This window comes from Candidatus Polarisedimenticolia bacterium (assembly GCA_035764505.1).
Classification (GTDB): Bacteria; Acidobacteriota; Polarisedimenticolia; order Gp22-AA2; family AA152; genus AA152.
In genome coordinates this window covers 15949-37119 of sequence record DASTZC010000276.1, presented here as the reverse complement: position 1 = coordinate 37119, position 21171 = coordinate 15949, and the positions used below count along the sequence as shown (strand labels likewise).

23 protein-coding genes are annotated in these 21171 nt (G+C 66.3%); 1 reads left to right on the top strand and 22 read right to left on the bottom strand.

Annotation, left to right across the window (positions count from 1 at the left end):
• Positions 1-122: 122 nt before the first annotated feature.
• From VFW45_17945 to VFW45_17850, 20 genes are all read right to left on the bottom strand, one after another.
• Positions 123-497: a Rieske (2Fe-2S) protein gene (locus VFW45_17945; GenBank protein HEU5182674.1), complete on the bottom strand. Its 375-nt coding sequence runs from the start codon at positions 495-497 to the stop codon at positions 123-125.
• Complete coding sequence (locus VFW45_17940) at positions 494-709, bottom strand: cold-shock protein (protein HEU5182673.1); 216 nt, start codon at positions 707-709, stop codon at positions 494-496. Before VFW45_17940 ends, VFW45_17945 begins: the two co-directional genes overlap by 4 nt.
• Before the next feature lie 53 nt (positions 710-762).
• Entirely contained in the window at positions 763-1758 is a 996-nt protein-coding gene (locus tag VFW45_17935; GenBank protein HEU5182672.1) for a SurA N-terminal domain-containing protein, read from the bottom strand.
• Positions 1759-1869: 111 nt separating this feature from the next.
• Positions 1870-2628, bottom strand: a complete 759-nt coding sequence (locus tag VFW45_17930) for an SDR family NAD(P)-dependent oxidoreductase (protein HEU5182671.1) — start codon at positions 2626-2628, stop codon at positions 1870-1872.
• 43 nt (positions 2629-2671) lie between these two features.
• Entirely contained in the window at positions 2672-4363 is a 1692-nt protein-coding gene (locus VFW45_17925) for an electron transfer flavoprotein-ubiquinone oxidoreductase (GenBank protein HEU5182670.1), read from the bottom strand.
• Positions 4364-4386: 23 nt separating this feature from the next.
• Positions 4387-5580, bottom strand: coding sequence for an SAM-dependent methyltransferase (locus VFW45_17920; protein ID HEU5182669.1), 1194 nt, complete (start codon positions 5578-5580; stop codon positions 4387-4389).
• Positions 5577-6107 carry an NADH-quinone oxidoreductase subunit B family protein gene (locus VFW45_17915; GenBank protein ID HEU5182668.1) on the bottom strand — a complete coding sequence of 177 codons (531 nt, stop codon included), beginning with the start codon at positions 6105-6107 and terminating at the stop codon, positions 5577-5579. Before VFW45_17915 ends, VFW45_17920 begins: the two co-directional genes overlap by 4 nt.
• Positions 6092-6583, bottom strand: a complete 492-nt coding sequence (nuoI, locus tag VFW45_17910) for an NADH-quinone oxidoreductase subunit NuoI (protein ID HEU5182667.1) — start codon at positions 6581-6583, stop codon at positions 6092-6094. Before nuoI ends, VFW45_17915 begins: the two co-directional genes overlap by 16 nt.
• On the bottom strand, positions 6584-7264 hold the full coding sequence (locus VFW45_17905; protein HEU5182666.1) for a methyltransferase domain-containing protein: 681 nt from the start codon (positions 7262-7264) through the stop codon (positions 6584-6586).
• A 128-nt stretch (positions 7265-7392) separates the two neighbouring features.
• On the bottom strand, positions 7393-7791 hold the full coding sequence (locus VFW45_17900) for an iron-sulfur cluster assembly scaffold protein (GenBank protein ID HEU5182665.1): 399 nt from the start codon (positions 7789-7791) through the stop codon (positions 7393-7395).
• A 281-nt stretch (positions 7792-8072) separates the two neighbouring features.
• Positions 8073-8957, bottom strand: a complete 885-nt coding sequence (locus tag VFW45_17895; protein HEU5182664.1) for a HEAT repeat domain-containing protein — start codon at positions 8955-8957, stop codon at positions 8073-8075.
• A complete protein-coding gene (locus tag VFW45_17890) occupies positions 8954-9400 on the bottom strand; it encodes a hypothetical protein (GenBank protein ID HEU5182663.1) in 447 nt (148 codons plus the stop codon). Before VFW45_17890 ends, VFW45_17895 begins: the two co-directional genes overlap by 4 nt.
• A 22-nt stretch (positions 9401-9422) precedes the next feature.
• Positions 9423-10193 carry a hypothetical protein gene (locus VFW45_17885; protein ID HEU5182662.1) on the bottom strand — a complete coding sequence of 257 codons (771 nt, stop codon included), beginning with the start codon at positions 10191-10193 and terminating at the stop codon, positions 9423-9425.
• Positions 10194-10202: 9 nt separating this feature from the next.
• On the bottom strand, positions 10203-11201 hold the full coding sequence (gene moaA / locus VFW45_17880) for a GTP 3',8-cyclase MoaA (GenBank protein HEU5182661.1): 999 nt from the start codon (positions 11199-11201) through the stop codon (positions 10203-10205).
• Positions 11198-11425 (bottom strand): hypothetical protein, encoded by a 228-nt coding sequence (locus tag VFW45_17875; GenBank protein ID HEU5182660.1) that lies wholly within the window; start codon positions 11423-11425, stop codon positions 11198-11200. The genes moaA and VFW45_17875 overlap by 4 nt, the downstream gene beginning before the upstream one ends.
• 16 nt (positions 11426-11441) lie before the next feature.
• Complete coding sequence (gene queD / locus VFW45_17870; protein HEU5182659.1) at positions 11442-11789, bottom strand: 6-carboxytetrahydropterin synthase QueD; 348 nt, start codon at positions 11787-11789, stop codon at positions 11442-11444.
• Entirely contained in the window at positions 11786-12517 is a 732-nt protein-coding gene (locus VFW45_17865; protein ID HEU5182658.1) for an HAD-IA family hydrolase, read from the bottom strand. Before VFW45_17865 ends, queD begins: the two co-directional genes overlap by 4 nt.
• Positions 12514-13116 carry a GTP cyclohydrolase I gene (folE, locus tag VFW45_17860; GenBank protein ID HEU5182657.1) on the bottom strand — a complete coding sequence of 201 codons (603 nt, stop codon included), beginning with the start codon at positions 13114-13116 and terminating at the stop codon, positions 12514-12516. The genes VFW45_17865 and folE overlap by 4 nt, the downstream gene beginning before the upstream one ends.
• The gene (ribA, locus tag VFW45_17855; protein HEU5182656.1) at positions 13113-13727 is read right to left on the bottom strand and encodes a GTP cyclohydrolase II; all 615 of its coding nucleotides are present in this window, start codon (positions 13725-13727) and stop codon (positions 13113-13115) included. The genes folE and ribA overlap by 4 nt, the downstream gene beginning before the upstream one ends.
• Before the next feature lie 197 nt (positions 13728-13924).
• Positions 13925-14389 carry a RidA family protein gene (locus VFW45_17850; GenBank protein HEU5182655.1) on the bottom strand — a complete coding sequence of 155 codons (465 nt, stop codon included), beginning with the start codon at positions 14387-14389 and terminating at the stop codon, positions 13925-13927.
• 333 nt (positions 14390-14722) lie between these two features.
• On the opposite strand from VFW45_17850, the gene VFW45_17845 reads away from it, so the two are divergent.
• Entirely contained in the window at positions 14723-16096 is a 1374-nt protein-coding gene (locus tag VFW45_17845) for a hypothetical protein (protein HEU5182654.1), read from the top strand.
• On the opposite strand, the gene VFW45_17840 is transcribed toward VFW45_17845, so the two are convergent.
• Both VFW45_17840 and VFW45_17835 read right to left on the bottom strand, forming a co-directional pair.
• Complete coding sequence (locus tag VFW45_17840; protein HEU5182653.1) at positions 16080-19514, bottom strand: FG-GAP-like repeat-containing protein; 3435 nt, start codon at positions 19512-19514, stop codon at positions 16080-16082. The two genes, VFW45_17845 and VFW45_17840, sit on opposite strands and share 17 nt — an antisense overlap.
• Complete coding sequence (locus VFW45_17835) at positions 19511-21166, bottom strand: D-aminoacylase (protein HEU5182652.1); 1656 nt, start codon at positions 21164-21166, stop codon at positions 19511-19513. The genes VFW45_17840 and VFW45_17835 overlap by 4 nt, the downstream gene beginning before the upstream one ends.
• Positions 21167-21171: the final 5 nt, after the last annotated feature.

The following is a 21171-nucleotide window of genomic DNA, read 5'->3' as shown; positions in this document are numbered from 1 at the left end:
CAGGGCCCGGTCCCGGGCGCTTGGGAAGGAGGGAAGCTCGCGGCCGGGAGAAGCAATCTTGCCGTCCAGGCTCATCGCGACGTTGAGGAAGCAGCGAGGACGAGCGGCCGCCCGGCGGACGCTCACGAGGCGGGCTCGCCGCCTTCCAGGGCGCCTCCCGGCGGCGCCGGGGCCTCGCACAGCTCCAGCACCAGATCTTCCCCCTCGCGCACCAGCCGGTGCAGCTTCAGCCGCGCCCACGGGCGGGTCAGGCCGTCTCCCGTTCTGAGATGGAACTGCCAGTGGTGCCAGGCGCAGGTGAGGGTATCGCCCGAGACGCTGCCGTTGCCGAGGTCGGCTCCCATATGGGGGCAGGCGGCATCCATCGCGAAAAGCTCGCCGTCGCGGTTGAATAGAGCGACGCGGCGCCCTCCGATCCAGAGACTGCGCGACAGGCCGGGCGGAAGCTCGCGCGCCTTGCCGACGATGAAGCGGGAAGTCCCCCCCTCCCCGCTCACACCTGCTCGCCGCTCCGCACGACGTTCACGGCCTTCGGGCCCCGCTCGCCGTTCTCCACTTCGAAGCTCACCGGGTCGCCTTCCTTGAGCGTGGGCGCCTTGCCGCCCGCCTTGATTGCCGTTCGATGCACAAAAATATCCGCGCCATCCTCCGATTGGATGAACCCGTAACCCTTCACGCGGTTGAACCATTTGACGATACCTTTGGCCATGGAATCCTCCCGGTCGCGGCTCCGGGCGATGCGCTGCCCGGCTCCGTGGCCGCTCAAGGCGACGCCGCGAGAATCTCGATTCGGGCCCCGGCTTTCAGGTCCGAGACGTACCGCTCGAGCGCCGCTTGGTCTTTGTCTTCGCGGAGCTTGGCCTCAATCTGCGCCTGCGCCTCCTCAAGGGAGACATTGCTGGCCGGCTTAATCTCCAGAACCTTCAGTAAGTGCAACCCACCCGGGGTCTCGACGATATCGCTGATTTCCCCGGGCTTCAGCTTCAATGCGGCAGCGGCCAGCAAGGGCTTGGGGCCGTTGCGCGTCAGCCAGCCGATGTCTCCTCCCGAAGATGCGTTCGCACCCCGGGAAAACTCACGGGCCAGCTGGGAAAAATCCTTGCCGCCGCGCGCCTCGCGCAGCACTCCTTCCATCGCCTGGCGCGTTTGGGTTTTTTGCTGGACGCTGCCGCGAAGCGGGACGTAGATTTCCTGCACGTGCGCCGACTCGGCGCGCCGCAGCTTCTCGCGGTTCGCCGAGAAATACTGCGCGACCTCTTCCTTCGAAACCGCTACCTGGTCGGTCACCTTGGACTTGATGAGCGCCTCGATTGCCAGGTTCTGGCGAATCTGCTCGCGCACTTCGGCGGCGCTGAGCCCCTGCTCTTCCAGACTACGGGCATAACCCTCAGGAGTCGAAAAGCTGGCCTCCATCGTCGCCAGCCGTTTTTCGACTTCGGGATCGCCGATCTTGATCCCGGCCTGGACGCTCGCCTGGCGCAGGACCTCCTCCTGGACCAGCATGTCGAGCATCTGCGAGCGGAGCGCCTGCAGCTCCTCCGGCGACAGCTCGGAGGGATTGCGCGACATGCGGTTCAAAGTCATCCGCACCCGCTGCTCGAGCCGGTTCGTGGGAATGTCGACCCCATTGACGCGCGCCAGCGTCGTGGCCGCCTGCGGAGGGGAAGAGGCCGAAGCCGGTCTGGCCCAGCCTTGCGCAAAGCCCAGCGGCGCAAGGGAAAGAGGGATCACGAGCCAGACTCGATTCGGTCGATGCATGCTTCTCCTCGCTAATGAATTTCGGCGGACGGACCGCAGGCGAACCTCAATATGGTGGGAATCGCCTCCGTAGGTTAACCTCACCTCGGCGGGTGATCAAGCCGGAAGGGATCAGAAAGCGGTGAGACCGCCGTCCAGAGTGAGAACGCTGCCGGTCATCCAGGAGGACTCGTCGGAGGCGAGGTAGAGAGCCAGGTAGGCCACGTCCTCGGGCGTGCCCATCCTCCCCAGCGGGTGGAGCGCGTCGAACCGGCGGCGTGCGAGCGGCCTCCCCGATCGGTCTCTTCGGGACCGAAACATCGGGGTGTCGACAACTCCCGGACAGATGGCGTTGACCCGGATGCCGTCAGGGGCGCAATCCAGCGCCATGGCCCGCGTCAGCTGCACCAGTCCCCCCTTGGCCGCGCAATAGGCCGCCGCATCCTGCATTGCCACGATCCCCAGGGTCGAGGCGGTATTGATGATCGACCCGCCGTGCCGCTTCATCTTCGGCAGAGCGGCGCGGCACAGGAGATAGACCGACTTCAGATCCACGTCGAGGATGCGATCCCAGGCGCGCTCAGAGGTCTTCTCGACCGAGCCGGGGAGAAAAATGCCGTGATTGTTGAGCAGGACGGCGGGCGCGCCGAAGGCGCGGATGATTTCCCGCACGGCCCCCCGGGCTCCTTCGGCGCGTGCCAGGTCGGCGGCGATCGCGACGGCACTCCCCCCCTCGCGACGGATGGTCCGGGCGGTCTCTTCGAGAGGGGCGCGACGGCGTCCCACCAATCCGACACGTGCGCCTTCCCGGGCGAACAGCAACGCTGCGGCGCGTCCAATGCCCGTGCCGGCTCCGGTGACGAGGGCGGTCTTCCCTTGCAGGCGGGCCATGCCGGCCTCCATGGAGCGATCGGGGAAATGGGGATGGGGCGGCTCAGAGATCCTGGTATCGCGGACCGCCGCCCCCCTCGGGCGGCACCCAGGTTATCACCTGGTAGGGATCCATGATGTCGCAGGTCTTGCAGTGGACGCAGTTGGAGGCGTTGATCTGCAGGCGCTTGCCGTGGCCGTCCCCGGCGTCCACCATCTCGTAGACCTTGGCAGGGCAGAAGTGCTGGCAAGGGTTTCCGTACTCCTGCGCGCAGCGGGTCCGGCAGAGATCGGTGTCGGCCACCAGCAGGTGCGGCGGCTGATCCTCCTCGTGCTTGGTGCCCGAGTAATAGACGTCGGTGAGCTTGTCGAAGGTGGTCACCCCGTCGAAGCGGACCCGCGTCTCCTCGAGCGCCGGGACTTCCCCCGCGAAATAATCCCGGAGTTTGCGCATGCGCTCGTGGCCTCCGGGGAACCTGCGCTGCTCGCGCAGCCCGCGCCCGCCGGTGATCATCTGCAGGCCGGAATTGAGCAGCCCGGCCCACAAACCGTGCTCGAAGCCCTGGTGGAAGTTGCGGACCCGGTACAGCTCGCTCATCACCATGCTGTCGCCCAGGCGCTTCTCGTAGGATTGCAGCTCCGCCGCCGCGCCCTCCCCTCCCCGGCGCAGCACCTCGAACACCGTCTCGGCGGCGAGCATCCCCGATTTCATCGCGAGATGGATTCCCTTCAGGCGCATCGCGTTCAGCAATCCTCCGGAATCGCCGACGATCAGGCCTCCGTCCAGCGCCAGCTTCGGCACCGCGTAGTAGCCTCCTTCCGGAATCGCCTTCGCCCCGTAGGAAACGACCTTGCCTCCCTCGAGGAGCGCCGCGAGGTAGGGGTGCTGCTTGAAGCGCTGGAACTCGTGGTGCAGGTCGAGCGTCGGATTGCGGTAGTCGAGTCCGACGACCAGGCCGACCGCCAAGCGATCCTCCGACAGCCCGTAGAGGAACCCGCCGCCGAAGGTCGAATTGTCCAGGGGAAAGCCCATGGTGTGGGAGACCAGCCCGTGAATGCCTCGCCCCGCCGGGATCGACCAGAGCTCCTTGACACCGGTCGAATAGACCTGCGGGCTCCTTCCTTCTTCCAGCCCCAGCTTGGCCGTCATGGCCTTGACCAGCGTCCCCCGGGGACCTTCTCCGAATATCGTCACCTTGGCGCGGATATCGATCCCCGGCTCGAAATTCACCTTGTGCGCCCCGTGTTTGTCGATTCCTTTGTCGCCGGTGCGCACGCCCACAATCCGATTGCCCTCGTAGAGAACTTCCCGGCCGCCGAAGCCGGGGAGGAGATCGACCCCGCCCATCTCCTCGAGCTGCGCCGCCAGCCACTTCGCCAGTTGTCCAAGGGAGATGATGTAATTGCCATGATTCTGCAGCGGCGGCGGGATGATCGGGAGCCTGAAGCGCCGCGAGCGGGACAGTAGCGAGACCTCGTCCTTGAGGACCGGCTGCACCGGAGCGCCTTTCTCCCGATAGTCGGGAATCAGCTCCGCCAGCGCCGCCGGATCCAGAACGGCCCCGGAAAAGGCGTGCGAGCCGATGTCGGGTCCCTTCTCAATCAGGGCGATGCTCGGCTCCAGCCGCTTCTCGCCGCCGGAAGCAGCGATTTCGTTGTGGTTTTTCACCAGCTGGGCCAGCCGATAGGCGCCGGCCAGGCAGGCCGGCCCGCCGCCCACGAAGAGAACATCGACTTCCAGGACTTCCCGTTCCACGATCCTTCCCCCGATGTACTTGACTAGGTCGCCGTGCCGCAGGGAAGAGGCCAGCGCCCGGGCGGGCGCAGCCCCTGCAAGTCCAGGTCGCACGCCGGTGTCGCCAGGACCAGGACCTGGTGGCTCTCCCCCATTCCCCCGGGGAGGATGAGCTCCTGCAGCGTCTTGCGCGACCGAAACTCCTCCAGGCCGTTCCAGGATTGCCCGCCGGAGAGGAATTCCATCGCTCCCAGCGCCATCAGGAAGCGCCCCTGCGGGATCGGTCCGCGGGCCGACAGTCCGCAGCGCGCGGCGGCCTCGAGGACGGAGGAGAAATTCACATGGGCCGTCAGATCCTGCCGGCCGACGCGGGCCAGGTAGTCTTCCGAGACCCGGTGACGATGGTAGGCCATCAGCGTGCCGCGCCGGCGGCGGGGCGAATAGATCTCGGGAGAGAGGTGCCCGTAATCCAGCAGCAGGAGGTAGCCGCGCTCCAGCCGGCTGGCCGAGATCTCCAGCCAGCGCCTGATTGCCGTCCCGACTTCCCATTCCTGTCCCTCGGAAGGGCTGGGAGGCCCTTCGAAAGGGCCTGGCGGGAGATTCGTGGAGCTCGAGACTTCCACCGGTCCGTCATCCCATCCGACTTTCAGCTCGCGGATCTCTCCTGCCTCGCAGCGATAGCGGTGCACCGGCAAAGCGTCGAGCAGCTCGTTGGCCAGGAGGCATCCGCGCATCCTGGGGCTTTCGCGCTCCCACTCCGACGGGGTCATCCAGATAACTCCGTCGAGCGGTCCGGAGGATTCGAGCAGCCGCCTCTGCCAGGCGCGGCGATGAGGATTGGCCTCCACCAGAACCGCTTCAATCCCCGCGGCCTCTCCCAGGCCCAAGGAACGCAGCTCCGCCAGGATGGCTGCTGCCATGGCGCCCGAGCCGGGACCGAACTCCACCCATTGGCGCCGGGATCCTCCGACGCGCTGGAGACATTCGGCCACCTGCCTTCCCACCAAGGCGCCGAAGGCCGGGTGGCACGTGGGGGCGGTGTAGAAATCCCTGCCCGGCTCGGCACCTACCGGGTCCTCGGGCCGGGCGTAGTACCCGAGCTCGGGGTGGTACAGGGCGAGCTCCATGAATTCGGCGAATGAAATGGGGCCCTGATGCAGGATGCGGTCGTGAAGGACTTCCAGGAGGCGGAGATCGACCTCTTCTCCGGCGAGGGGAAGTGGTGGGGAGGAGCTCATGGCTTCTCGGCGGTAATCTTCTTCTGGATTTCCAGGATGCCCGCGATCAGGGCTTCGGGGCGCGGCGGACAGCCGGGAATGTAGATGTCCACCGGGATGATCTCGTCCACCCCCTGAACGGTGCTGTAGGAGTGGAACATGCCGCCCGATGAGGCGCAGGCCCCCATGGCGATCACCCATTTCGGCTCCGGCATCTGGTCAAAGACTTTCTTGACCGCCGGGGCCATCTTCTTCGACACGGTGCCGGCGACGATCATCAGATCAGCCTGCCGGGGGGAGAAGCGGAGCGCCTCGGCCCCGAAGCGGGCCAGGTCGAAGCGGGGACCGACGACCGCCATCATCTCGATGGCGCAGCAGGCCAGTCCCATCGGCATCGGCCACAGGGAGTTCTTGCGCGACCAGGAGACGAGATCGTTCAGTCGGGTGGTGAAGAGAGTCTGCTGCAGAGAGTCGTCCGCGGCTCCCGGTCCGTAGGGATCGGCCGAGGCGCCTGCGGCGCCCGCCCCGCCGCTTACTTGTGAGCCCATTTCTGCACCGGATCGGGCCGCTTGCCGCCAATCTTGAGGAGCTTTTCCTTGCCGAAGATCAGCTCCTGGCGGCTGCGTCCCGTCAATTCATATTCCTTGCTCATGAAGATCGCTTCTTCCGGACAGACCTCCTCGCAGTACCCGCACATGATGCAGCGCAGCATGTTGATTTCGAACTCGCGCGGCCCCTTTTCCACGTTGCTCGAAGGGAGCTCCTGGGCCTGGATGGTGATGGCCCTGGGCGGGCATACCCACTGGCAGAGGTAGCACGCGACGCACTTGGTGCGGCCATTCTGATCGGAGACCAGGGCGGGGACTCCCCGGTAATACTCGGGGACCTTCCACTTCTCCTCGGGGTACTGCATGGTGACCTTCTTGCGGAACATGTGCCGGAAGGTCAGCCACATCCCCTTGAGGATTCCGGGCAGATAGACCCGCTCGCCAAGGGTGAGGGAGCGGGGCCGCTGGACGAGCAACTACTTGATCCCCACCACCACCGCGTGGTTGAAGTACTTCCACAGGCAGTCGACGTCACGGAAGCCTGCTTCCTTCATCCAGTGCAGCAGCTCCGGAAGGGTCGCCGGCAGATCGTTGTTGAGCTGGATCTTGACCTTGGAATCGATCTCGTCCTTCGACAGCCCGTTGAAGCGGAGGTAGTTCTTCCAGATGCGGAAGAACTTCTTGTCGAGGTAAGAAGACGGCGACTGGATCAGATCGCCGAACAGGAACACGCCCTCCTCCTTCAGGGAGCGATGAATGCTCTTCATCAGCTTGAGCTTGTCCTTGTCCGGCAGGTGGTGCATCGCCATCGAGGAGATGGCGAGATCGTATTCCCGCATGAACTCGTAGGTGCCGAAATCGGAGTGGATCAGGTTCACCCGATCCTTGTAGGGGAGCAGCTTCTGCCCCGCCACCTCCAGCATCTTCGGCGACAGGTCGATCGCCTCGACCCCGGCTTCGGGAAAGCGCTTCAGCACCTCGGTGGTAAGCTCGCCTCCGCCCACTCCCAGCTCGACGATGTCGATGAAATCCCTGCCCAACGAAGTGAGGAAATAGAGCATCACCTCATGGATTTCCCGGTAACGAAGCGAGACGCGCGGGAAAATCTGCTCGTATCCCGGAGTAACCTCGTCGAAAGTCTGTTCGATCTGGCGCACTGTTGCCACCTTCGGGTTCCTCCCAATCCTCTCCCGGCGCTGTTTCTTCAGCGATACAGGGAGGATGCCTAGGCTCGCGTGGACCTCTTCCGCCGGACCGCCGGCGGGGCCCCGATAGTCTGAAAACCTTAAGGCCCGGCGCCCTCCTCAGGACGACCCCGGACCATTGCAACCGCCTCCCGGATGGCGCGCTCGGCAAGCACCGAGCACTCCATCTTTCCTTCCGGGACACCCCCAAGTGCCTCGGCCACCTGCGAGTTGGTGACGCCCGTAAGATCCTCGAGACGCATTCCCTGGACGATCTCGGTGGTCACGGAGCCCGCCGCGATGGCCACGGCGCAGCCGAAGCTCTTGAATCTCGCCTCGGCAACCTTTCCCCCATCGATCCGGAGGCTCAATTTGAGGACATCGCCATGGCCGGGATTGCCGACGGTCACGATGGCATCCGCCCCTTCGATCTCTCCGACGTTCCGGGGGCTGCGGTAATGATCCAGGAGCTTCTGCGAGTATTCGGGGTGCAGGCTCACCGTGGGACTCCGCAGGAACGATCAAGGCCCCGGGAAACTCGTGTCGTCAGGTGGGGGCCCCCTGATCGACCGCCTTGAACTTGCGGTCCGTCTCTTCGCTGCGACCGGGACTCTTTTCTAAGGATCCGGCTTTTACTCCTCCGACCGAAGTCGGAGGCTTTGGAAGGCAGTGGTACTACTTCCTTCGAGGGGTTATTCTAGCCGCACGCACAAAGGGGTGTCAAGGAATTAAAGCGTTGACAACTCAATAAAATACAACGAATTGTCGAGCTTAGGAGCGATCAGGTCCCGGAGGGGACTTCGGTCCAGCTCGACGCCGCTTTGCGGACGGCTGGATCTGGATCCTGCGTTGCCAGACGCTGCAGTTTTTCTTCCAAATCAAGTGTTTTCAGCTGCTTCAATCCGCGCAGCGCATTCAATATGAGGTTCCTTTGCTCTTCGGCATCGAGTGTGGAAAATTCGCTCAGGTATTTTCGATCCAACATCTGAATTAGTATCGGTTCTCCCATCGGGTCGCCGTTCCTCGCCAGCGCCAACGCGGCATTCCAGCGGACCTCCGCCACCGGATCTTCCAGCAGCCCTCTGACCTCCTCCAACGCCTCCGGCGCCGCCAGACGGCCCAGACCGAAGGCCGAAACGGAGCGTACTGCCGAGTCCTTGTCGGAAAGCGCTGCGACCAGGACCCCGGCAGCTTCCGGGGCCTGCAGCTGCCCAAGGCTCCACAGTGCATATAGCCGGGTCTCATGGTCCTCCGCTGAGGTCGCCGCCTTGACCAGAGACGGGGCGGCTCCGAGCCAGCCGGCATCCCCAAGTGCCAGCGCCAGATAGCGCTGCACCCTGGGGTCATCGTCCGGATTCGCCAGGGAGGCTTCGAAGACCCGGAGGAGCTCTCCTCCGAACTCGGCGTCGACCTTTCCCCTCTTCTCCTTCAGAAGGTTGGAGAGCTCGAAGGCAGCCTGCCAGCGCTGGTTGAATCGCCCGCTCTGCAGGGTCTTGAGATGCTCCTCCTTGGTCGGCTTGGAGCGAGTGGCCATCGTGAAAAGGAGAAAGATGCCAACCAGACCCGCGACCACCAGGAGCGGGAGGACGAAGAACTGGGTGACTACGCTCGCGTCGCTGCGCGCTTCTCCGCCGGCGGCGGGTCCGCCGGATGGGGAGTCGCTCACGGAATGTCCTTCCTGAGATACCGGCTCTCCTGCATCTCCACGTCGGCGACGTGCAGATCGAAGGGGCCGAGGTCCGGATTCCTTGGGGTACCACGGTAAACGGCGCCGCAACGATAGCAGAGCGTTGCTTCCTTGAGAAGGAAGTAAAGGACGAAGTCGATGGCCAGGCAGACCAGCAGGCTCAACCCGTAGGTGAAAGGACTGAGCGCCGCACCCACGCCGGCGATGACACAGCCGATCCGCTGGTTGAAATCCCTCTGCCGGTAGAAGCGCTCCCCTGCGCATATGACACAGCGGCTCAGCGGCTTCCCTTCCGCCAGCTCCGGGGAGGCGTGTCCGGGGAACTCGCGGCCGCAGCGGGCGCAGCACCAGGACTTTCCTGGCAGCGGCAGCGGACTGCGGTTCTCCTGCTCGCATTCCGGGCAGAGGAACTGGACCGTCATTCCGCCGCTTCCGGAGTGCGGCTCATCCAGGAATCCCCAGCGTCAGGAAGAGATAGCGTGCGATCATCTCGCCCATCAGGACGAAGATGCTGGTCACGTACAGCAGCCCCGTGGCCGACTGCGTCGAGCCGATGCGCACCGTACGGTCCACCAGCGCCGTGAGAATCCCCGGGGCCAGCAGGCCGATCCCGACGCGCTGCCAGAAGAAAAACCCCGCCGCTCCCGCCGCCACTCCCCAGGCGGTGGTCACACCCGACAGCTTCCCGGCCGGCTCCGCGCTCGAGAGGACCAGCGCGCCCAATAGGAGCCGCAACCCCAGGGCGAGCGCCAGGCAGAGGGTCATTCTCCGGAGATGCCGCAAAGCGAGCCCCGGCAGGACCAGATACCAGTGGCCAAGCAGCAGCGCCACCGAGACCGCTCCGAGAAGCAGCGCGGCCGCCAGACTGTTCGCGGCCGGCGCCCAGTCGGTCAGGTCGAGGAGAGGTCGTTGCGGCGGAAACTCCGGACCGTTGAGCAGCGCGGTAACGGCGGCGGCCAGGGGAAGCCACAGACCGGGACGAACCCAGCGCAGCGGGCCCCACTGCACCATACAGAGCCAGACCAGGCAGGTGGCCAGCGCGAGCCAGCCCAACGTGCCGCCGAGGGCGCCGCCCGCGAGACCGGCGGCGAGAAGGAGAAGCGCCAGAAAGCCGGTGAATCGATGGAAGGCACGGCCGAAATCGGCGGGCTCGACGATGAGCAGGGAGGCGAGACCTCCCACAGCCAGCGCCGCGGCGAGCCAGGAGAAGAGCATGCGCTCCTGCTAGCCCCCGATCTGCCACATGCGGCGAGAGCCCCCCGGCTCCGACTCGGCGCTCAGATCGAGGCAGCCTCCGGGCCCTTTGCGGCGCACGGCTTCGCACCAGATCGACTCCAGCTCCTCCGGAGAGGCTCCGGCCCGCAGCGGCCCGCGCAGATCCAGCTCGCCGCGATCGAACAGGCAATTCCGGATCTTTCCTTCGGCGGTGATGCGGACCCGGTCGCAGCGCATGCAGAAAGGCTCGGTGACGGGATTGATGAAACCGACTTCGCCTCCCCCTTCCACGATCCGGTAAGTGCGGGCGGGAGAAGAGTCATCGCCGTCCCGCAGGGGAACCAGCCGGTAAACCTCATCCAGGCGCCGCTTCACCTCGGCCCCCGGCACCAGATGCTCGGCGCCGCGCATCGGCCCGCCGCCGATCGGCATCAGCTCGATAAAGCGGAAGGAAACGCCTTCGGCGAGCGCCCAGGCAACCAGGTCCAAGGCCTCGTCCTCGTTGACGCCGCGCAGCAGCACCGCGTTCACCTTAATCGGCGCCAATCCCGCTTCCCGCGCCGCCGCGATGCCGCGCAGCACGCGCGGCAGACCGTCCGCCCCCGACAGCAGGCGGAACCGCTCGGCGCGGAGCGTGTCGAGACTGACGTTGATCCGCCGCAGCCCCGCTTCCTTCAGCGGGACGGCCAGCTCCTCGAGGTGGAAAGCGTTGGTCGTCAGGCTCAAATCCTCAATCCCCTCGATTGCCGCGAGCCTGCTCACCAGCGCGGGAACGTCGCGGCGCACCAGGGGCTCCCCGCCGGTGATGCGCACTTCCCGAATTCCCAGGCGCCGTCCCACGCGCACCAGCGTCTCGAACTCCTCATAGCTGAGCAGCTCGCCCCGCGGCAGGAAGACGACCTTCTCCTCCGGCATGCAGTACGGGCACCTGAAATTGCAGCGATCGGTGACCGACAGGCGCAGACTGCGGTGGACGCGGCCGTATCCGTCGACCAGGGGAAAGCTCATCCGCCGCTCCCTTCCTCCTTCGTGATGCGCTCGCGCCGCAGGATCTCCAGCAGCTTCTCGAGCGCCTCGATCTCGTCCTTGCCGAAGGCATGCAGCCTCTGGGTCCCGCGCGGCCCGGCGATCTCGAAGAAGCACTCCCAGGTCCCGTCGCGGCGCGGCACGGTCCCCCAGCTCGCGTGGGGATAGCGGCGGATCTCTACGAGCAGCTGGTCGCGGTCCTTCATGCTTCTTCCATCCTTCCTACTCTCCTCGATAGGTCACGGAGCTGTCCTGGGTCTCGTGCAGCTTGATCTCGATCATCGCCGGAAAGACGGGCTTCAGCTCGTTCCAGATCCAGATGGCGATGTTCTCGGCGGTCGGGTTGTCGAGCGTGTCGTTGATGTTCTTGTGATCGAGCCGGGAAAGGACCCGTTCGCGGACCACGTCCTCCAGGTGGAAGAAGTCGAGGGTCATCCCCGACTCCGGATCCACCGGCATCTCCAGCGTCACGTGCAGCTCATAGCTGTGGCCGTGGAGATCAAAACAGGGTCCTTCATAGCGCGGCAGCCGGTGCGCCGCCTCGAAACGGAAGCGCTTGCTCAGAATCATGGGGGCACCTCACGGATTGCCGGAAAAGGCGCATCCAGCCAGTCGAGCACCTTGTCGAGTGCCTCCCCGCCCGCGGCGGATCGATCGATAGCCAATCCGGCGAACCCGGCGCCGAACGCGCCCTGCACGTCCTCCCGCAGCCGGTCCCCGACGTGCAGCACCTCGGCGGGACGCACGCCGGCGCGGTCGGCCGCCAGGCGAAAGAGACGCGCATCGGGCTTCTCGGCCCCTTCGATGGCGGAGACAATCAGCGGCCCGAAGTGGCGCCTCAGGCCCAGCTCCCGCAGCAGCGCCGGAAGCCTGCTGTCCCAGTTGGAAACCACCGCCATTTCCAGGCCGCGCCGCTTTAGGGCGGCGAGCGTATCGAACACTTCAGGATAGACCTTCCAGCACTCGGCGTGCGCAAACCGCTCGAAGAGCTCGTCCGCCGCTCCGGGTGGGACCAGCGAGCCCCCCAACCGCCGCACGGTGTCTGAAAGCAGGTCGCGCCAGTAGCCCCGCTCGCCGTGCGGCGCGCGGCTGTACCTCTCTTCCGCCTCCGCGACGCCGCCGGAGGCCGCCTCCCACGACTCTTCGAAGGCGCGCTCGACCTCCGCCTCCCGGCAAGGGAGGCCGCGGCGGGTAAGCACCTCCGCATAAACAGCGCCGACGGGAGGATCGGGGTGGATGAGCGTCCCGCCCACGTCGAAGCTGATCAGGCGAATGCACTCCCTTCCCGCGCCGCTCATTCCGCACCACCGCTCTGCGGCACCCGCAGCATCGCCGCAACCTCGCGGCGGGCGGCTCCCCGCTCGAAGATGCCGCGCACCCGCAGGGTGGTCACCCGGCTGCCGGGCTGCTTCGCGCCACGGCAGGTCATGCATTCATGAGTGGCTTCGATCAGGCAGGCCGAGCCCTTCGGGGAGAGCGAATCTTCCAGGCGATCCAGAATCTCCTCCGAAAGCTCTTCCTGGATTTGCAGCCGGCGGGCCATCGCTTCGACGAGCCGGGCCATGGAGGAGAAGCCGGCCAGACGCTGCGTTGGCCAGTAGGCAACCGAGGCGACGCCGTGAAACGGAAGCAGGTGGTGCCGACATACCGAGACGAAGCGTATCCCTCGGACCACCACCAGCGCGTCGGGCGCCGGCTCCCGCAGCGGCCTCAGCAATGGCTTCTCCCCTTCCCGGTATCCCGAGAGCAGCTCCTCGCTGTAGGCGCGCGCGACCAGGACGGGAGTCTGCCGCAGGAGGCGCTCCGGCAATACCGGGCCCAGCCCTTCGAGGAAGAGCCGGATGCCGCGCTCCATCTTGGCGCGATCCAGGATGCGGCCCCGCTGCGCCCGCTTCAAGGTTTCCTCCGGCGCGCTGCCGGCGCGGGAGACGCGCTCAGGTGGCCTAGCCGGTCGCGCTTGGTCATCAGATATCCTGCATTGTGCCGGTTGGCCGGGACGACGAGGGGAATGCGGCGGTCCACCGGGATGCCGCCGCGCTCAAGCGCCTCGATCTTGCCCGGGTTGTTGGTGATGAGCGCCACCGATCGAACCTTGAGGCGCTTCAGGATGCGCACCGCCGCGGAGTATTCGCGCAGATCATCCCGGAAGCCGAGACGGCGGTTGGCCTCCACGGTGTCATAGCCTCGCTCCTGCAGCGCATAGGCGCGGATCTTGTTCATCAGCCCGATGCCGCGACCTTCCTGGCGAAGGTACAGCAGGACCCCTTCCGGCCGGCGCGCCAGCATACGGAGAGACTTCTCCAGCTGGGAGCGGCAATCGCAGCGCAAAGAGCCCATGACGTCGCCGGTCAGGCACTCCGAATGGACGCGCAGAGGGACCCGGCGCTTGCCCGCCACCCGCCCGCGCAGCACCACGAGGTGCTCGCGGTCTCCCGGCCCCGCGCTCACCGCACGGACCCGGAACTTTCCGAAGCGCGTCGGCAGGTTCGCCAGCTCGCTGATACGCATCGGCTCGCCTTTTTCCGGAATCGGCGGGGGGGCGTGAGAGCATCCATCGCAGACCCGGTCTCGATTATAGCGTTTCTGCACGCGCCGCAACGGCAGGCCCGACGACGGCGCCGGGAGCGGCGCCGAAATGAAAAGGCGCGGGACCGGGCCTTCGCCCCAATCCCGCGCCTCGACAGCTCTCTTCGGAGTGCCGGCGCCTATTCCACTTCCAGGACCAGCTCCAGCTCCACGCAGGCATTGAGAGGAAGCTCCGAAACCCCGACCGCCAGGCGCGTGTGCTTGCCGCGCTCGCCGAAGATCCGCGTCAGCACGTCGGAGGCTCCGTCCAGGACTTTGGCGGAATCGTAGAACCCCGGTGCCGAGGCGACGTAGCCGGTCAGCTTCACCACCCGGCGCACCCGATCGAGATCCTCGACCGCGGCTTTGGTCGCCGCCAGGCAGCTGAGGGCCGCCAGCCGCGCCGCGTCCTGCGCCTGCTCTTCGGTAATCTCGCGTCCCACCTTGCCGACGTATTTCAGCTTGCCGTTCTCCTTGGGGAATTTCCCCGACAGGAACAGCAGATTCCCGGTGCGGACCGAATTGACATAGGAGCCCAGCGGCTTGCCTACCTCGGGCAGCTTCCAACCCAAAGCTTCCAGAGTCCTCTCTGCGTCTCCGGCCATCCTGCCGCCTCCCAAGTTCCTCTCAGTTCCCGCGCCGCCCGCCGGCGCATCGCCTTGCGCAGGCTCCGCCAGCTTCGCCGAGTCGTCCACGGCGGCGTCATCTTACCACCCTGACCCCTGAATTCAAGGAGTTTTTGGCCCGCGGCGACGGGGCGCCGGCGCCCTAACATTGCTTCCGGCTGGCCGCGCCCCTATATTCAAATCAGGCCTCTATGAAGGAGTTTGCCTCTGAAGTTTCCCACGCCTTCGTCCCGGATGCGCGCGTGCGCCGCCGCCTTCCTACTGCTTGCCTCGCTCGCTCAGCCCGCCTGCGGCATTCTCAAGAAGCCCGACATGAGTCGCACTCTGGAGATTGCCCGGCTCCGCAAGCCACGCCATCCCCTCATCTTCATCCCCGGGTTCCTCGGCTCGAAGCTGCGTGATCAACGCACCGGTCGCGTGCTGTGGGGAAACATGTCGAACATCCTCACGCACGACCACTGCGATCGCCTCGCCTGCCCGCTGAACCCGGGAGACTCCGGCAGCCAGGACGACCTGGAGGCCTTCGCCCTGTACGAGAGCCTGTGGGGAGTCGAGTACTACCGCAAGACGCTGCGCATCCTGAAAGAGGCCGGAGGCTACCGGCTGGGCGACATCGCGAACCCGGCTCCGGGGGACAACGCCTTCGTCTTCGTGTACGACTGGCGCAAGGACATCGCCGAGACGACCGGACGCTTCGCCCAGACCCTCGAGCGCCTGCAGACCTCCCTGGGCGGGAGCCGCGTCACCTTCGACATCGTGGCCCACAGCCAGGGAGGACTGATCGCCCGCTACTACGCCCTGTACGGCGGCAAAGACGTGCTCCAACAGGAAGACCCTCTGCCCGACGGTGCCGGGGCCGCCAGGCTGAACAAGGTGATCCTGGTGGGAACGCCCAACCAGGGGACGCTCGAGGCGATGAAGATCCTCCACCTCGGCCTGAAGAAAGGCTTCATGCCGATGGACCCGTCGGTCACCTTCACGATGCCCGCCCTCTATCAGATGCTGCCCCCGCCCGCGGCCGTCCACTTCTCCTCTCTGGACGGGACCCCGGTTCACATGGATCTCTACGATCCCGACCTGTGGCAGCGCCAGAAACTCTCCGTGTTCTCTCCGACGAGCCAGGATGAGATCGCCCGGAAGATCCGCCTGCAGGGAGGCGGCGCCGATTCGCTTCTGGAGCGGAACGATGAGTATCGCGATTTCCTGCAGCGCCAGCTGGCCCGGGCACGGCGGTTCCAGACGGCCCTGGAGGCCCCGGCGCCCGCCGGGAAGGTTCCCGTTTTCTATGCCTTCGGGAGCGACTGCGTCCCTACCCTGAAAACGGCCGTGGCCATCGAGGAGAAGGGAGAGACGAAGATTTACTTCGATCAAGGGCGTTATCGCCGGGATCCGGTGGGCGAGCGCATCGACAAGCTCCTCTATGGCGCCGGCGACGGCACCGTCCTGATGGAAAGCCTTCTCGCCCTGCCCGAGATCCTGGAAGGGGAGGACCCCGCCGGAGTGCGAGGTCCCCTGGCCCTGAGCTCCGCCTTCTTCGTGTGCGACAGCCACGGACTGCTGACCAACAATCCGATCTTCCAGAACAATCTCCTCTATCTCCTGCTGTACGAGCAGGACGCGGCCGCCCCACCGGCGCCGGCGCTGGCGCTCGACGGGAGTCCGGGCTACCTCAAGGACGCCCGCTGATTTTCCGCGTGTTGTAGGTCTTCAGGTATTCCCGGTGGGCCGGGTCGTCGGGATAGTGCTCCCCCTCCGGATAGGGGTAGCTCGACATCCCCGCGAACGGCAGGGGCTCGACGGTATCGGGAAAAGCGGTATTGGGATCCATGTCCTTGCACCACCCGTAAGAGACGAACAGGTAGTCGCGCTTCCAGCCGCGCTGCAGGGGAGGCAGCCCCTCCGCCCGGAACTTCAGCGTGATCTCCTCGCCTCGCCCGAAAATCACGTAGCGATCGTCGACGTCTTTCAGGAGATCGGTTACCACACCGAAACGGGTGTAGTCGCCCGCCATGTTACGGAACGGGGAGGTGCGATCCATGATGCCGTAGTCGTAGATCAGCGGCTTCCTGCCGTCCGGAGAATGCTCCCGCGGATAGCCGCGGGTATGGAGGTCGGCGTAGGCCGCCGGCAGCTTGGTGATCTTCGAGGGAGGCTCCCCGTTCACCTGCGCCAGGAAGATCTGGTCCCAGTAAATCCGGAGGTTGGTCGTGATCCGCAGACGCGGGTCCTCGAGACGCCCCGCCTTCCTGAGGTCCACCGTCATCATCCGTGGCAGGCCCGCGGGATATCCCATGTCCTCCTCGAGCACTTTCCATTCGCCGTCCGGCCCCGCCACCTCGAGGCGCGGCGATTGCGGCGCCATCTCGGCTTGCGAGGCCGCCAGGTTCGACGAGGAGTAGCCGTAGTCCACCCAGCCGTAGAGAAAGAGGACCAGGTTGTCCTTCCCTCTCGCCTCGCTGCCGAAATCGAGGGTCAGCGTGTGAGTCTGCGCGAACCCCGGCAGACGCTCCTCGATCCGGAAGCGATCGGGATAGGTCCGATCGATGGCCGCCAGCGCGCGGGTGGCCTCCGTGCCGTCGTCATCGAACGCGCGCAGCAGCGGGATCGGCTTCTCGAACTCGAAGATTTCCTGCGCCGGCGGGCTGCTGCCCCCGAAGTGCTCATTGGGATACACGGAAGTGCCGGCGGGGTGGTCCACGACCCAGAGCTGCACCCGATCCAGGTAGCTCACTTCCTCGAGATTCTCGAGCACCTGCATGACGTAATAGCCCGATTTCGGCGCCAGCTGCTTCGCCTCGATCTTCACGTATTCGTCGGGATCGGGCGGCGCGTAGACTCCCGGACGCAGCAGGAAGCCGAGCCCTCCCGTTCCCAGGAAGTCGGTGATGAACTGATACCGCCGGCCGTCGAATCCGAACAGAATCGGGCAGGAGGATCCTTTGCGGTCCAGCTCCTGCACTTCGACGGCGGAGCGGCCGGAAACCTCGAGCTCCGACTGGAGGACGCCTCCCGGCCAGATGAGGCGCAGGAAATCTGCCTGGGCGCGCCCGGACAGCCCGAAGTGCACTCGAGCCGGCTCCTGGGAAAGATAGCCTCCCCCCAGCCGGACCTCGCGCCGCTGCGTGACCGGTCCGGCGTGCAGCTCGACCTTCGTGCCGGCCCCCGGTGCGTTGCTGTGGAGCCCGGCGAGCTTCACGTCGAGCCAATTGTTCAGGTTTCCTCCTTCATTGCGGAACAACAGCGGAGCCGACCCATGCCGCGCCACCACCAGGTCGATATCACCGTCACCGTCGAGGTCGGCCGAGACGACCCCCCGCGCGTCAGGTGCTTTCTTGGCTGCCTCCAGGCCGGCCGCTTCCGTGATGTCGGAGAAGCTCCCCGCGCCGTCGTTGGAGAAAAGGCGCACACCGTCGCCGGCCACCGCCAGATCGAGGTCCATGTCGTTGTCGTAGTCGGCGACCGAGGCGCCGCGCGCGCCGCGGATTCCCGCCAGCCCCTTCGCGAGGGCGAACCCCTTCCCTGCACGGTTGCGCAGCCAGCCCACTGACGGCAGCACCAGATCCTGCCAGCCGTCACCATCCAGGTCGGCCAGCAGCGCGGCGTCCCCCGAGGCCTCGGCGGAGGCATATTCCTTGGGCAGCTCGGTGAAGGTTCCCGTGCGGTCGTTGCTGAAAACTCGTAGAGGGCCCCGCACGGGCGTCAGGACGAAATCGATGTCCCGGTCGTCGTCCAGATCGGAGAAGGTCGCTCCCAGCGCCGAGACGGGATCGCCGAGCCGCTTTTCGGCAGCCACCTCCCGGAAGCTGCCCTTGCCGTCGTTGTTGTAGAAGAGCAACGGCAAAGACTGCGGCGATCCTCCCGCGGAAGCGCCGATACGCGCCACGACGAGATCGAGATCGCCGTCGTGGTCGGCGTCGGCCCAGGAGACTCCGGAGCCGACCCCCTGTGCCGCCAGGTGCGCCTCCGATGTGACGTCCCGATAGCTTCCGTTTCCAAGGTTCCTGAGCAGGCGGACCCCCTGCGGGCCGGCGACGGCGAGGTCGGGAAACCCGTCGTGGTCGTAATCGCCGAAAGCGGCTCCCAGCGAGGGCGGCAGATCCTGGAGGCCGGCTTTGCGCGTGGCCTCCTCGAACCGCCCGGCGCCGTTGTTGCGGAACAGCGCCGGACGGGAACCGTCGCCCGCGCCGCACCCCGGGAAGAAAAGGTCGACGTCGCCATCGGCGTCTTCGTCCTCGGCGGCGATCCCTCCCCCCGGGTCGCAGCCCGCGATCGGGACCGATTCCGGTGCCTTTCCGGAGACAAGGACGAGACCGCTTTCGGACGAGGCAACCGAGGTGAAGCGGAGGGATGACTTGCTGCTTTGCGCGGCCGGCGGCACCGGCAGGGCGCGATAGTCGGTCGTGGCGAAGGAGTACTTCCCCTGCTCGGAGTACTGCAGCCCCAGCGTGATTCCGGTCCCCGAGGCGGAGAGCTCCTTGAATCGCGCCATCTCCGCCTCGCCTTCCTGCTTGTTGCCCATCGCCAGAAGCGATGAGGCGAGGCGAAAGCGCGCCGAGACATTCGCCGGCTGGGCCGACAGCGTCTTGCGCAGGGCCGCGATGGCTTCCGCGTGCTTCCCCTCCCGCGCATACAGCAGGCCCAGGTTGTAGAGTGTGTCGGGATCTTCCGGGTCGACCTCCAGGACCTTGTTGAACTCCTCGAAGGCCTTCCCGGTGTCGCCTCCCTGCTTGTAGAGAAGCCCGAGGCCGTAGTGGGCATAGGGCTGTCGCGGCGCGATCTCCAGAGCCTTGCGGAACTCGTCGGCCGCGGCATCGTCATGGAGGCTCAGCCGGGAGATGGCCAGGTTGACGTGTCCTTCCGCCCACGAAGGGACCGCCGCCACCACCTTCTCGAACTCCTTGGCCGCCTCGCCGTAGTGGTGGCGCTCCAGGTGTGCCACGCCGAGGTTGTTGGCGTGCAGCACCGCCTCCAGATCGGTGCCGGCCGGGATCGTGGCCTTGACCATCCACGATTCCCTGGAGGCAGAAGACTTCTCGCAGCACGGCAGCAACGCGCCGCACAGAACGGCGAGGCCCAGGAGGACGGCGAGAGGCGTCCTCTTCACGCGGCGCCCCGGCGCAATACGCGGCCCGCATGCGCGGCGACGATCTCCCCGCCGCGAACCGCCACCGTACCGTTGACGACGACCAGCTCGATGCCATCGGGATAGAGGCGCGGATCGGCGCAGGTGGCCCGATCGCGCACAAGCACGGGGTCGAAGGCCACAAGGTCGGCGTGCGCCCCGGGGCGTACGACCCCCCGATCGGAAACCCCCAGCCGCGCCGCCGGCAGCGACGTCATTTTCCGGATCGCCTCCTCCAGGGTGAGCAGGCCGCGCTCCTGCACGTAGTGCCCGAGCACCCGGGGGAAGGCTCCATAGGCACCGGGGTGAGGGGAGCCCTTGCCGATGTCCCAGGCGTCGCTCACCAGGGCGCGGTCGGGATGTGCGATCAGCGGCAGCAGCGGCAGGTCGGTGCGCGCGTCCCCGGAGATGCCGAAGATCAGCTGGGTGACCACCCCCTTCTCCTCGAGCATCAGATCGGAGAGCGCGTCGAAGGGCTCGCGCCGGCGCGCGGCGGCGAGCTCGACCAGGTTCAGCATGACCGCGGAGCGGTTCGCCTCGCTGTTGACGTGTCCCACATGGATCCGCTCCCAACCCACCTCGCGCACCAGGTTCATGATCCAGCCGTTGCCCTCCCAGGGCGGCCAGGACGGGGCAGCGCTTCCCACCTCCCGCTTCATGCGGGAGCGCAGGAAAGGATCGCGCAGCCGCTCCAGGAAAGCCTCCACCCCTCCTTCCAGCGCCCAGGGCGGATATACGGCGAGCATGGTGGTGCAGACCCAGGTATAGGGGATCACGTCCATGGTCAGCTCGATCCCTTCGCGCCTCGCCCGCTCCTCCCGGCGAATGACGCTCTCCACCAGGCCCCAGGCATCGGGACCGACCGATTCCTCGTGCGAGTGGTGCACCGGACAGCGACCGCGCCGGCCGACCTCCAGGATCTCCTCCACCGCCGCCAGGCAGGTGTCCACCCCGCTGCCGCGCTGGTGGAAAGCCGCGAAGCCTCCTCCCGCCGCGGCCGAGGCGGCGGTGGAAACCAGCTCGTCGGTGCGCGCGAACTGTCCCGGGGGATAGATCAGGCCGTACGAGATTCCATAGGCCCCCGCCGCCAGCGCGTCGCGAATCGATCGATCCATGGAGCGCAACTCTTCCGTGGAAGGAAGGTCCGGCTTCATCCCCATCGCGGCGATCCGTACCGCACCGTGCGACACCAGCGCCGCCATGTTCAGGAGGGGACCGCGCGATTCGGCCACCTCGAGGAACTCGGCGAAGGATCTCCAGTCCCAGGAGACCCCGTCGGGCGTGATGAAGCCGTTGATCTTCTGCAAAAGCGGCAGGCTCTCCTCGGTGACCGGCGCGGGGCCGTAGCCGCAGTTGCCGACCAGCTCGGTGGTGATGCCCTGCCGCAGCCGCCCGCCCAACAGCTGGCGCTGCTGAGATTCCGGCAGGGTGAACAGCAGGTCGGAGTGGGAATGCAGGTCGATGAATCCGGGTGCGAGGACGAGACCGTCGAGATCGATCTCACCGCTTGCGGAAGCGGCGAGCTTCGGCGAGATCTCCACGATGCGGCCGCCCTGGACGGCGACGTCGGCGGGAAAGCGCGGCGCGCCGGTGCCGTCCGCCACCGATCCTCCGCGCAGGATCAAGTCGAACATCGCGC

Coding starts and splice junctions, on each gene's coding strand:
- VFW45_17940 (HEU5182673.1), bottom strand. CDS start 709: ATGGCCAAAGGTATCGTCAAATGGTTCAACCGCGTGAAGGGTTACGGG.
- VFW45_17935 (HEU5182672.1), bottom strand. CDS start 1,758: ATGCATCGACCGAATCGAGTCTGGCTCGTGATCCCTCTTTCCCTTGCG.
- VFW45_17930 (HEU5182671.1), bottom strand. CDS start 2,628: ATGGCCCGCCTGCAAGGGAAGACCGCCCTCGTCACCGGAGCCGGCACG.
- VFW45_17920 (HEU5182669.1), bottom strand. CDS start 5,580: ATGAGCTCCTCCCCACCACTTCCCCTCGCCGGAGAAGAGGTCGATCTC.
- VFW45_17915 (HEU5182668.1), bottom strand. CDS start 6,107: ATGGGCTCACAAGTAAGCGGCGGGGCGGGCGCCGCAGGCGCCTCGGCC.
- VFW45_17890 (HEU5182663.1), bottom strand. CDS start 9,400: ATGACGGTCCAGTTCCTCTGCCCGGAATGCGAGCAGGAGAACCGCAGT.
- VFW45_17885 (HEU5182662.1), bottom strand. CDS start 10,193: ATGCTCTTCTCCTGGCTCGCCGCGGCGCTGGCTGTGGGAGGTCTCGCC.
- moaA (HEU5182661.1), bottom strand. CDS start 11,201: ATGAGCTTTCCCCTGGTCGACGGATACGGCCGCGTCCACCGCAGTCTG.
- VFW45_17875 (HEU5182660.1), bottom strand. CDS start 11,425: ATGAAGGACCGCGACCAGCTGCTCGTAGAGATCCGCCGCTATCCCCAC.
- queD (HEU5182659.1), bottom strand. CDS start 11,789: ATGATTCTGAGCAAGCGCTTCCGTTTCGAGGCGGCGCACCGGCTGCCG.
- VFW45_17865 (HEU5182658.1), bottom strand. CDS start 12,517: ATGAGCGGCGCGGGAAGGGAGTGCATTCGCCTGATCAGCTTCGACGTG.
- ribA (HEU5182656.1), bottom strand. CDS start 13,727: ATGCGTATCAGCGAGCTGGCGAACCTGCCGACGCGCTTCGGAAAGTTC.
- VFW45_17850 (HEU5182655.1), bottom strand. CDS start 14,389: ATGGCCGGAGACGCAGAGAGGACTCTGGAAGCTTTGGGTTGGAAGCTG.
- VFW45_17845 (HEU5182654.1), top strand. CDS start 14,723: ATGAGTCGCACTCTGGAGATTGCCCGGCTCCGCAAGCCACGCCATCCC.
- VFW45_17835 (HEU5182652.1), bottom strand. CDS start 21,166: ATGTTCGACTTGATCCTGCGCGGAGGATCGGTGGCGGACGGCACCGGC.